The sequence below is a fragment of the Erysipelatoclostridium sp. DFI.2.3 genome (assembly GCF_019132535.1).
Lineage (GTDB): Bacteria > Bacillota_I > Bacilli_A > Erysipelotrichales > Erysipelotrichaceae > Clostridium_AQ > Clostridium_AQ innocuum.
The window spans coordinates 220,093-231,710 of record NZ_JAHOOJ010000005.1 but is presented as its reverse complement, the minus strand read 5'-3'; the positions used below and the strand labels follow the sequence as shown (position 1 = coordinate 231,710).

The 11,618-nt window shown below is 47.2% G+C and carries 9 protein-coding genes; 1 reads left to right on the top strand and 8 read right to left on the bottom strand.

The window, feature by feature from the left end:
• The first annotated feature begins 360 nt into the window (after positions 1-360).
• A complete protein-coding gene (gene rpsD / locus KSZ58_RS07510) occupies positions 361-963 on the top strand; it encodes a 30S ribosomal protein S4 (RefSeq protein WP_002608900.1) in 603 nt (200 codons plus the stop codon).
• A gap of 89 nt (positions 964-1,052) precedes the next feature.
• Here the strand turns inward: rpsD and KSZ58_RS07505 are convergent, their stop codons facing one another.
• The 8 genes from KSZ58_RS07505 to KSZ58_RS07470 all read right to left on the bottom strand — a co-directional run bounded on the left by KSZ58_RS07505 (position 1,053) and on the right by KSZ58_RS07470 (position 11,604).
• Entirely contained in the window at positions 1,053-1,373 is a 321-nt protein-coding gene (locus KSZ58_RS07505; protein ID WP_002608899.1) for a single-stranded DNA-binding protein, read from the bottom strand.
• A gap of 202 nt (positions 1,374-1,575) precedes the next feature.
• Positions 1,576-2,859, bottom strand: a complete 1,284-nt coding sequence (gene yfmH / locus KSZ58_RS07500) for an EF-P 5-aminopentanol modification-associated protein YfmH (RefSeq protein ID WP_009269176.1) — start codon at positions 2,857-2,859, stop codon at positions 1,576-1,578.
• Entirely contained in the window at positions 2,840-4,096 is a 1,257-nt protein-coding gene (gene yfmF, locus KSZ58_RS07495) for an EF-P 5-aminopentanol modification-associated protein YfmF (protein ID WP_008817346.1), read from the bottom strand. Before yfmF ends, yfmH begins: the two co-directional genes overlap by 20 nt.
• Before the next feature lie 117 nt (positions 4,097-4,213).
• Positions 4,214-5,167, bottom strand: coding sequence for an ABC transporter permease (locus KSZ58_RS07490; RefSeq protein ID WP_008817347.1), 954 nt, complete (start codon positions 5,165-5,167; stop codon positions 4,214-4,216).
• 3 nt (positions 5,168-5,170) lie between these two features.
• Positions 5,171-6,268 (bottom strand): ABC transporter permease, encoded by a 1,098-nt coding sequence (locus KSZ58_RS07485; RefSeq protein ID WP_009269177.1) that lies wholly within the window; start codon positions 6,266-6,268, stop codon positions 5,171-5,173.
• A complete protein-coding gene (locus tag KSZ58_RS07480) occupies positions 6,246-7,787 on the bottom strand; it encodes an ABC transporter ATP-binding protein (RefSeq protein ID WP_009269178.1) in 1,542 nt (513 codons plus the stop codon). The genes KSZ58_RS07485 and KSZ58_RS07480 overlap by 23 nt, the downstream gene beginning before the upstream one ends.
• Before the next feature lie 213 nt (positions 7,788-8,000).
• Positions 8,001-9,104 carry a BMP family ABC transporter substrate-binding protein gene (locus KSZ58_RS07475; RefSeq protein ID WP_008817350.1) on the bottom strand — a complete coding sequence of 368 codons (1,104 nt, stop codon included), beginning with the start codon at positions 9,102-9,104 and terminating at the stop codon, positions 8,001-8,003.
• A 139-nt stretch (positions 9,105-9,243) separates the two neighbouring features.
• Entirely contained in the window at positions 9,244-11,604 is a 2,361-nt protein-coding gene (locus KSZ58_RS07470) for a DNA translocase FtsK (protein WP_008817351.1), read from the bottom strand.
• Between the last annotated feature and the right edge of the window lie 14 nt (positions 11,605-11,618).

Sequence of the window (11,618 nt, the reverse complement as noted above, 5' to 3'; positions counted from 1 at the left end):
CATAGATATAAAAAAGGATATATGAAAGACTAAATGCAATTGTAAGTGTAAATTCAACTAGATTGTTGTGTAAGAGTCTTTTCTACTTAGCTACTTTGAAAGTGGAATTTAACTTTTCACTTCAGCATTGAGTCATAAAAATAAAATCTGTTTGACATCCATTCCTCGTTCTGTTATAGTAAAGTGGCGTAAAATGGATAGCAGAATGCAAATGCTTTACATATAGCGTTCATGACGCAGATTTCTGCGGGGTATTGCGTAACTTACTGCTGAGCGAAGATACCGTGAGTATGAACACCATGTAAAAATGATTTGTACCTGTTATTGTTTTATAGCCATAAAACAATAAGGAGGATTTTCATGTCAAGAATCAATGGACCGGTTTGGAAAACATCCCGCCGTCTTGGTTTCTCTATTCTGGAAACCGGAGAAGAGCTTCAGAAACGTGCGTATGCACCAGGTCAGCACGGACCTACGAAACGTGTAAAATTAACAAACTACGGACAGCAGCTGCGTGAAAAGCAGAAAATCCGTTACATGTATGGATTGAACGAGCGTCAGTTCTACAACACTTTCATCAAAGCAAGCAAGATGAAGGGTGTAACTGGTGACAACTTCCTGGGTCTGCTGGAATCCCGTCTGGATAACCTGGTTTACCGTATGGGCTTTGCCCGCACTCGCCGTGCTGCTCGTCAGCTGGTTAACCACGGACACATTCTGGTTAACGGTAAGAAAGTTGATATCCCTAGCTTTATCGCAAAGCCAGGTATGGTTGTGGAAATCAAGGAGAAATCCAGAGATATGAAGGCAATCAACGAGGCACTGGAAGCAACACTGAATACCGTAGCATTCATCGATGTTGATAAAGATGCAAAGAAGGGTACCTACCTTCGTCTGCCAGAGCGCAGTGAGCTGAATTCCGAGTTCAACGAACTGCTGGTAGTAGAATTCTACAACAGATAATGTTAAAAAATCCGGATATCCGGATTTTTTTATAATATTACCATGACAGCCAATGCAGTGAAGAGGGAGCTGTTCCCTCTTCGCTTTTTTCAGCGTTCCTTTTTGATAAAGGAAACGTGCTCCGCAATCAGATCATAGCTGCGATGCAGCTTGCCGTCCTGCCCTTCAAAGGTATGTGACTGCATGCGTCCCTTTACAGACACATGATCTCCCACCTGCGCTGCCGCCATCGCCGTTTCCGCAATGCCCTTCCAGAGCATGATATTCAGATTGTCATATTCATAAACACCCTCGCTGTTCGCAAAGGGGCGCTGAACACGAATCATCATAGTCGCAAAACGATTCCCGGCTGCCGATGTACGGATTTCTGACAGTTCCGTCAGTTCACCTACAAAAGCTATCACGTTCATATGTGTACCATCCTTTCTTTTTTCTAAAATGCTATTCCTCACCGCATGAACATCCCTCCCAAGCTCCCCTATATTATCGCTGTTTCCCTATATTTGCGCAAACCGCATTATTTGCTCCTTGCGAAAAGCTATCGCATAAAAAAAGCAGTGAATGCTCCTGTGAGAGCGTATTCACTGCTTTCTCTGACAAATAAGGTAATTTTTACGAGCAGTTTTCCGGCAGCAGCTCCACCAGTGTGCCTGGTGCGTCCTGCAGGGCTGCACAGACCTGTTGAATGTCCTCCAGTGTAATTTCATACAGCACATCCAGCAGTCGGAAGAAATCCGCCTGATCAAAATAACTGCGAACATACGTGATGGCAATATCATCAAAGCTGTTCAAACTGCGCACAGACTGTCCGAAATAGCGGTTTTTCAGCTGATCCAGCAGCTCCTGTGTAATATCGGCACTGCTGATACGGGCAAGCACTTCTTTGACAACTGCAAGAAACGCTTCCTTCTTCGTCGTTTCCGCATAGAACATCACCATGCCGTAATCCTTTCCCAGATCGACCTCACTGCCGACATAGTCATTGATGATTCCTTCATCCAGCCACTGCTGAAAATCCGGATTCAATGAACTGAACACAGCATCCAGCATGATTTTGATACACCACTCCGCCTTGGTACGGGCGTATACATCTTCCATTCCCTGCAGCTTGCAGGCATACGACAGCTTCGGCACGCTGACATCCATAGTGAAGGAAAAGCTGTCCCTTGCGGGCTGCTCAGGCTCCGTATAAGCCAGACGCCGGACGCTGGATATCGGCGAAAATGTCTTTTTCTTCTGATTTTCCTTAATCAGTGCAAGCAGCTTTTTTGGATCCTCCTTGCTGACACCAACCAGAATCATAGACGCCGGATGATAATTCATCGCGTAGCAGTCCTGCAGCTGCTGCAGTGTGATACTATTTACACTTTCATCATCGCCGCCGATATCATAACGAAGCGGATGCTGCTGATAGAGGGAGGAAAAGGTTTCCATGAGCAGTCGGGAATCACTCATTTCCTTATACATATGCAGTTCCTGTATGATGATTCCCTTTTCCTTTTCCACGGATTCCTCACTGATATCCAGCTCCTGTACAAAATCCAGAAGCAGATTCAGCGGTTCCTTTACATCGGATGTCGTTGAAAAGTAATATGCTGTTTCTGTATAGGAGGTAAAGGCATTTACGCTGGCACCCATGCGGGAAAACAGCTCCATGACATCACTGTCCCCCATTTCAAACATCTTATGCTCCAGAAAATGAGCAATTCCTGCAGGAAAATGCAATTCCTTCCCCTGTTCATCCACCTGCTTCATATCCATGGCACCCAGCGGAGTTGCCATCATGAAGAGCGATTTTTCATAATCCGGCTTCTGCCAGAGAACAACATGCAGTCCATTTTCCAGAGTTTCCTCCACATAGCTTTCCCCATAGCGCTTATTCGTGATTGTTTTCATCCGCATCCTCCTTTGTCAGAACAAAAGTCATCTTCAGTTCACATGCCTGCATCGCATGAAGAATATCCTCACGCTTGACAGCCTGAATCCGCTCAATGATATCCTCGGTGTCCCACTGGCGGTCCAGCAGTACATTTTGATACTGCAGTGCTATCAGGGAATTCATGGAGTCCTTGCTGGCCTTTAATGAATTGACAATCATCTGTTTGGATACCTCCAGCAGATCTGAAGCGAAATCGCCCTCACAAATGCGCTGAAACTGCTTGCGTATCAATGAAATCGTCTTATCGATGTGCTCCTTCTCCACGCCGGTGGTGACTCCCAGCGCCGCATCATAGGAAATCAGATTGGAGTAAATGGAATAGCACAGACTGTTTTTCTCACGCACCTCCTGAAACAGCAGCGAGGTGGAGTATTGTCCAAACATCGCATTTGCAACACGCAGTGCATAATAATCCGGATCATTGATTGCTGTATTTGTAAACCATACCATCATAATGCTGCTCTGCGTAATGTTTCGGTATTCGGTTTTTCTTTCATCGTGCAGCTGATTCTGTACCTTATAAAAGGTTTTTATTTCCTGCTTACGAGCCGCAAAGGGTAGGTGCGCTTTAACGAGCTGCTCCATCTGCGTATCATCAAACGCGCCGCAAATCAAAATATCAATAACATCCTTCTCCAGCATGCGCTGATATGCAGCCTTCACATCATCCAGCGTAAGCTGCATCAGTGTCTTTACATCGCCAAGTGCGGATATTCCCAGATAATCCCCTTCTCCGGCAATCTTCAGTCCCTGTGTGATGGCATATTGTGCAGGATCATCCTCCATCCGCTCAATTTTCGCCTTCAATATACTGCGGGATTCCTCCAGAACATGCTCCTGCAGCAGCGGCTGAAACAAAACCTCCTGCAGAAAGGAAAAGAGTGATTCCAAAAGCTGCTGTTTTCCCTGCACATAGCAGGGATTGATAATTTTGCTGCGGATTTCCACGATCTGCGCACTGCCATAGCCGGCCGTTTGTGCATTGAGCGTTGCCCCATACAGCAAATCAAGATAATCGCTCATCTTTTTCTTTGTATCATACGTTTTACATCGATCACACAGCATCAGTGCAAGCAGTGAGCGGGATGCCGCCAGCTTGGGCTCCAGCTCACTGCGGAAACGTATGCTGATACCGATATCCTTGAATTTTTCGGTTTTCATAAAATGGAGCTGTACTCCGTTTGTTATCTGCATAATCATACCTCCAGTAGTAGTATGCGCATATTTCATTTAATTACCATGCCTATATGCATCATGGTTCTAATTGTACCACATCTGTCAACGAAAAAAAACTGATCAGGTTGATCAGTTTTAGCGTTTTCCCTTATCGAACGGTTCCCCCTCTGCAGCCGGCGCTGCCGAATTCTTCGAAACGAAGGCAAGCACGATCAGCGTTGCGATATAGGGCACCATCTTATAGATGTATGGAGGAATGTTAAGTCCTGCCAGAAACGGAATTCCGCTGGAGGTAGCCGCCACGGTCTTCATGAAGCCGAAGAACAGCGCTGCAAAGAAGATGCGGAATGGCTTCCACTGCCCGAAAATCAGCACTGCCAGTGCAAGGAACCCATACCCTGCAACATCCGCATTAAACACATTGCTTGTAGGAACAACGAAGATCAGTCCGCCGATACCGGCCAGAAAGCCGGAAATCAGAGTGCCTGCATAGCGCATTTTGTAAACGCTGATACCTGCAGAATCCGCAGCCTGAGGAAGCTCTCCGCAGGCACGCAGGCGCAGACCGAAACGGGTCTTGTAAATGATCACCCATGCCAGCACCAGAAACAATAAACCGATATAGGTTGTTATGTAGGTATTCTTGAACAGCAGGTCCCCGATGATCGGAATCGATCCCAGTACAGGAACGGATTCAATACGGAACACATTCTCAAACTGAATCTGCTGTGTCTGCTGGAAGGTTCGTGCGATGAAGATACAGAATGCAGGTGCAAAGGTATTCAGTGCCGTACCGCTGATGACCTGATCCGCTTTCATATGAATTGCCGCAAAGGCATGGAACAAAGAGAAGACGATACCTGCCGCACCGGCAACCAGCACCGCACACAGAAGCAGCAGTTGCGGCGGCATGGCGTGATTGAAGATATGGATGAACCCGATACCGCACAGGGCGCCGATAAGCATGATACCTTCCAGAGCGATATTGATGACACCGCTTCGCTCAGAGAACAGACCGCCCAGCGCTACGACCAGCAGCGGAATGGCAAAGAACCATGTCTGCTGTACCAGAAAGAATATAGTATCCATAGCTTACTCACCTTCCTTTTTCGCTGTACCCAGCTCTTTTGTTTTCCTGCGCTTCGACAGCCACACCTTAATCATCAGGGAGAGCGCAGAGCAGTAGATGATGCAGGAAATGATGATATCAACGATCTGCGGTATGAAGCCAAACTGCTGCATGGCATTTCCACCGACATTCAGATAGGCAATAAACAATCCTGCAAACAGAACTCCGATCGGGTTGGAAAGACCCAGCAGCGCCACCGGAATACCGTTGAAGCCCTCGGCAGGAAGCACATCCACAACCTCGATGAATTTCCCGGAGCCGCTCAGATACAGCAGCCCGCCGCCGACACCCGCAAGCGCGCCGGCAATGACCATGGAAAGAATGATATTGCGCTTTTCATTGATTCCGGCATATTTGCTGGCATCCTTATTGAAGCCGCAGGCCTTCATTTCATAGCCGAAGCTTGTCTTATTCAATATAATATATATCAGGATAACGAACAGTATGGCGATAACAAAGCCGCCGTTTGCCGGCGAACCGGTAAAAATCTTATCAAAGCCCATTTTTGGTATGACCGCTGTGGTAGCGACCGGCAGGGACTGATTGCGCAGTGCGTCAAACAGTACCAGACTGACGGAATAATTGACCAGATACATGCCGATATAGTTCATCATGATTGAGGAAATAACCTCGTTCACATTCAAATAGGCCTTCATGACTCCCGGTATGACTGCCCACAGACCACCTGCTGCAAAGGCGGCGAGAATTGCAACCAGCCAGTGAATACTACCTGGCAGGAAGGTCCACTTCACACCGACGTAGACAGCCGCAAAGGCACCTATGATGAACTGTCCCGGTGTTCCGATATTAAACAATCCCGTTTTAAATGCAAATCCGACAGATAAACCGGTCATGATGATCGGTACCGCATAATACAGCACCCGTCCGATTCCTAGCATACCGTCCTCAACCGGACCGGCAAGCAGGGTGCGAAGACCATCCAGTGCCTCACTGGAATTGGAAATAAAGATAACAACAGCTCCGATCAGTAATCCAATCAGGATCGCGATAGCGGAAGAGCCGAAGTTTTTGAATGCATCACTCTGTAATAGCTTTTTCATATTCTGCCCCTCTCTTTGATCCTGCCATATATAAACCAAGCTCCTGAATCGTCGTCGATTTCGGATCCAGCTCTGCAACGATCTCACCCTCGTACATGACAAGGATACGATCCGCAAGATTCATAACCTCATCCAGCTCCAGGGATATCAGAAGGATTGCACGTCCCTCGTCCCGCTCCTTGACCAGCTGGGAATGTATGTATTCAATCGCACCGACATCCAAACCGCGGGTTGGCTGGACAGCCAGCAGGAGCTTTGGATCATTCTCAATTTCTCTGGCGATAATCGCCTTCTGCTGGTTACCGCCGCTCATGCTTCTGGCCGTTGTTCTGCTGCCCTGTCCGCTGCGGACATCGTATTTTTCAATCAGCTGATCCGAATACCTTGTAATATCCGCAAATTTCAAAAAGCCGTGCTTGCTGAATTTCTTCGTAAAATACGACTTCAGCACCATATTGAAGGAAAGTGGATAATCCAGAACCAGACCATAGCGGTGACGGTCCTCCGGAATGTGCCCGAGCCCCTCCAGATTACGCTTACGGATACTAGTCTTTGTGATATCCTTTTCCCCAAGACGGATGCTGCCTTCCTTGACATCCATCAGACCGCTTAAGGCATAGACCAGCTCCGATTGTCCGTTACCGTCAATTCCGGCAATACAGACAATTTCCCCCTCATGTACCTGAAAGCTCACATTTTTTACAACGTCCTGATGGCCCTTCTTGGCAACACTCAGATTCCGGACATCCAGCATGACATCCTTCGGCTGTGCGGGCTGCTTCTCCACGTTGAAATTGACCTTTCGGCCAACCATCATCTCCGACATTTCTTCCTTGCTTGTATCCTTTACGTCAATGGTTCCGATATATTTCCCCTTGCGCAGGACACTGCAGCGATCGGCGACCGCCTTGATTTCATTCAGCTTATGTGTGATAAACAGAATCGATTTACCTTCCGTTGTCAGATCCTTCATGATCCCCATCAGCTCATCGATTTCCTGCGGTGTCAGCACCGCCGTAGGCTCATCAAAAATCAGAATTTCGTTGTCACGGTACAGCATTTTCAATATTTCCACACGCTGCTGCATACCGACGGTAATCTCACTGGTGATGGCATCCACATCGACATTCAAATGATACTTCTCACTCAGATCGACAACCTTTTTTCTTGCTTCGACCATCGTCAGCAGTCCGTTCTTTACATCCTCTGCACCCAGAATGATGTTTTCCAGCACTGTGAAATTATGAACCAGCTTAAAATGCTGATGCACCATTCCGATGCCAAGACGGTTGGCGTCATTGGGATTATTGATACTGACAACCTCCCCATTCATTTTGATACATCCCTTTTCCGGCTGATACATACCGAACAGAACGCTCATGAGGGTGGATTTGCCGGCACCGTTTTCTCCCAGCAAAGCATGGATTTCTCCTTTTTTCAGCTGCAGTGTAATGTCATCATTGGCAATAATGCCCGGAAACTCCTTTGTGATATTACACATTTCAATGATGTATTCCATGGTTTCACTCCAATCATATGCCTGTTGAGCATTGTGAAAATAGTATCTGTACTGATACCGCATCTATGCGTACGATTATTTCACTATACCCTTTACAAGCTTTTGTCCTATTTTATTATACCTTTTTTTCTACCTGTTCGCAAACAGGAAGATGAAAAAAAATCAGAAAAGCTGCCTACGATTGTAGACAGCCTTGTCCTGCGTATGATTATGTTATTTGATATAATCCAGTTTTACCTTGGAAGCCTTGATCTGTGTAGGATCCTTGAAGTCTTCATTTGTCTTGATGGTGATTTTGCCTTCTTTGATTTTAGCATACAGTGCATCATATTCCTTCTGTGTGAATTTTTCAAACTTGCTGGTCTTCATCGGCAGACCTACAGAGTCGTCTTTTGCACCAAGAACGATATTTTCTCCACCCGGGAAGGTTCCATCATCGATTGCTTTCAGTTCCTTCGTTACAGAAACAGCCAGCTGCTTGTAAGCAGAAGTGATAACTGTACTGCTTTCGTTGGACTGGTCAACATCGACACCGATTACAAGACCCTTGTTTGCTTCAGCAGCAGCCATAACGGAGTTTCCGATACCACCACCGCAGGAGAAGATCACCTGTGTTCCGTTCTTATACCAGGATGCTGCCTCAGACTGAATTTCAGCACTTGGATTGAAGGTTCCGGTATATTTGTATTTCATTTCGATTTCGACATTCATTTCCTTGGCAGCGTCCTGTGCTCCCTGTACGAAGCCGTAACCGAAGTTTACAACTGCAGGAACAGCGATTCCGCCCATGAAGCCAAGCTTTGTCTTGCCTTCCTTAACGATGGCATAACCAGCCATATAGCCGGCTTCGTTTTCAGAATACTTGATACCTACGGTATTCTTTGCAGTTTTGAATTTTGCGTTTTCCTGAGCGCCGTCATTTGGATAACCGTCAATCAGAATGAATTTAACATCCGGATATGTATCCTGCTTTTCATAGATTGATGGTTCAAACAGGTAGCCCGGCGTTACGATAACCTTCGCTTTGTATTTGTTAACAGCCTGATCGATAGCTTCCTTGTAGGCATTGTCTGATTTCTCTGTCGGTTTGATGTACTCAACTTTTTTACCGGTTTCTTCACCATAGGCTTTGACACCTTCCCATGTACCCTGGTTGAATGATTTGTCATCAATGGTACCCACATCGGTAATCATGACAACATCGGCCTTGGATTCAGATGCTTTCCCATCATCCTTCTTCCCTTCATCCTTGCTTCCGCAGGCAGTCAGAGATGCTGCCATCAGCAACGATGCGGCAACGCATAAAAACTTTTTCATTTTTGCATTTCCTCCTTATTGTATGAAGCTTCTTCATTACATATTTATTTTAGCGTTTTTCCTTACGTTTGTAAATGGAATAATCGCATTTTTGCTGGATTTCAGCAAAAATAAAAACGGTTACATTATGTAACCGTCCTCATTCTTCTTCTGCCTGCTCGCTCTTCGCATACACCTCACGCGGCTTACTGCCTCTTGCAGGCCCGATGATGCCATTATCCTCCAGCGTATCGATCAAACGTGCAGCCCGTGCATAGCCGATACTGAATTTACGCTGAATCAAGGATGTACTTGCCTTGCGTGTCGAGATAATAAATTCCTTTACCTCATCATATAATGGGTCACCGGTCTCACTGCTCGTCGGCCCTACACCGCCATCCAGCAGCTCCAGCCGTACAAAGGCGTCGTCGAATTTCGGTTTTCCCTGACGGGATACAAATTCACAGATATCCGCGACCTCATCATCGCTGACAAACACACCCTGCACACGGGTTGCCACAGTTTCACCAACCGGGACATACAGCATATCTCCGTATCCCAAAAGCTTTTCCGCCCCCATCTGATCCAGTATGGTACGGGAATCCACTGCACTGCTGACCGCAAATGCGATACGGGATGGAATATTCGCCTTGATGATCCCGGTGATAACATCCACACTCGGGCGCTGTGTCGCAACGATGAGATGAATGCCCGCAGCACGAGCCAGCTGGGTGATACGCTGAATGCTTGCTTCTACCTCTTTGGCAGCTACCAGCATCAGGTCCGCCAGCTCGTCGATAATGACGACAACCCATGGAAGCGGACTCAGCCCCTCTTCCGGATGTGCTTCTATGTAGGCATTATAGCCGGCGATATTCCGTACACCGGCCATAGAGAACAGCTCATAGCGGTTGTCCATCATTGTGACAATGACCTTCAATGCGCGGTTTGCCTCATCCCCATCCGTTATCACCGGTCCCAGCAGATGCGGTATCTCCTTATACGGTGTGAACTCCACCTTCTTCGGGTCGACCAGCAGCAGCTTGACCTCATCCGGTCTGGCGCGCATCAAAATCGAGGTGATGATGGAATTGACACAGACCGACTTTCCACTCCCTGTCGCACCGGCAATCAGTAAATGCGGCATGCGGTTCAATTCTCCATAGACACAGTTTCCCATCAGATCCTTACCAAGGGCAAACAGCATCTTACTCTGTGCAAGCTTATCCGGAATATTTTTCATCAGCTCCTTCATGCTGACGCTTGTTTTTTCTACATTCGGAATTTCGATACCGACTGCCGATTTTCCGGGAATTGGTGCCTCAATGCGAATATCCTTGGCAGCAAGTGCCATTTTGATATCGTATTGAAGGTTGCTGATTTTATTGACCCGGACACCGAGATCCGGCTTAACTTCGAATTTTGTGACCGCAGGTCCGATATGGGTAGCCACAAGGGTAGCCTTGACACCAAACTGATCCAGAATTTCAATCAGCTGCCGTCCGGCGTCATTTGCCGCACTCACATTCGCTGTTGAACGGCTTTTTTTACCGGCGTCCTTTAACAGGGTTAAACGTGGCAGCTTGTACTTGCTCCAGTCCTCCTGGAAGCTGGACACAAAGGTATCCTCACCGCCGATGGTATCCTCAATGATTCGCTTGTTTTCCGCTTCCTTAAACGCCTGCTTATCCAGCACATCCGATTCCTCTTCCAGCGCATGCTCCTTATCCGCCAGAAATGCAGTGCTTCTTCCGTCACTTTGAATATCAAAATCATCATCCACATCCAGAAACGACACCTGTCCGGGGCGCACACGCTCATCAATATTGATCTTGCCGAACATGCTTTTGGCTTCCTTCGGCTCCGCCTCCTGCTCTTTCTTCACCTTTTTCGCCTGCTGCTTGCGTTCCCTTCGGGCATCCCCCTTTGCCGCATGGTTCTTACGCATGGAGACAAACGGTGCTGCCAGAGAGGCTGCGCCCGCCTTCAGCCTTGCAAAGCCGGAGCCGCTCAGCAGCAGGATCAGTGCCAGTATCAGAAGGGCTATGACAATGATCCACGTTCCCTTATAATCAAAAAGAAACGTACATAAAGAAACCAGGAAGGCACCGATCAGGCCTCCCTTGGCTGCAATTTCCCCTCGAAAGATCAGCATGGAATCCTGCAGATAACGCGACAGGATATCCATCCCCTTCAGCGTTTCATTCTGTGGAATGCTGGCTGCTATGATCCAGGCACACAGCAGTACGCCGATGCCGATCAGATATTTCATCGGGACATCCCGTACGGATTTCTTCAGCATCATCATGACACAGAGCACGATGATCACACCATAGATTACCCCATACAGATTTCCAAACACATATTTGATAATGCTCGTCGTCAGTTCTCCGATAAAGCCAATCTGCAAACCTCCGATAATCGACAAGGTAATCAGGACAAGAGAATAAATGTAGACAAGGACTTCATTTTCTACCATCTGCTTCTGTTTCTGCGATTTTCTTGTTTTCGATTTCGCCATAAGCGCCTCCTATC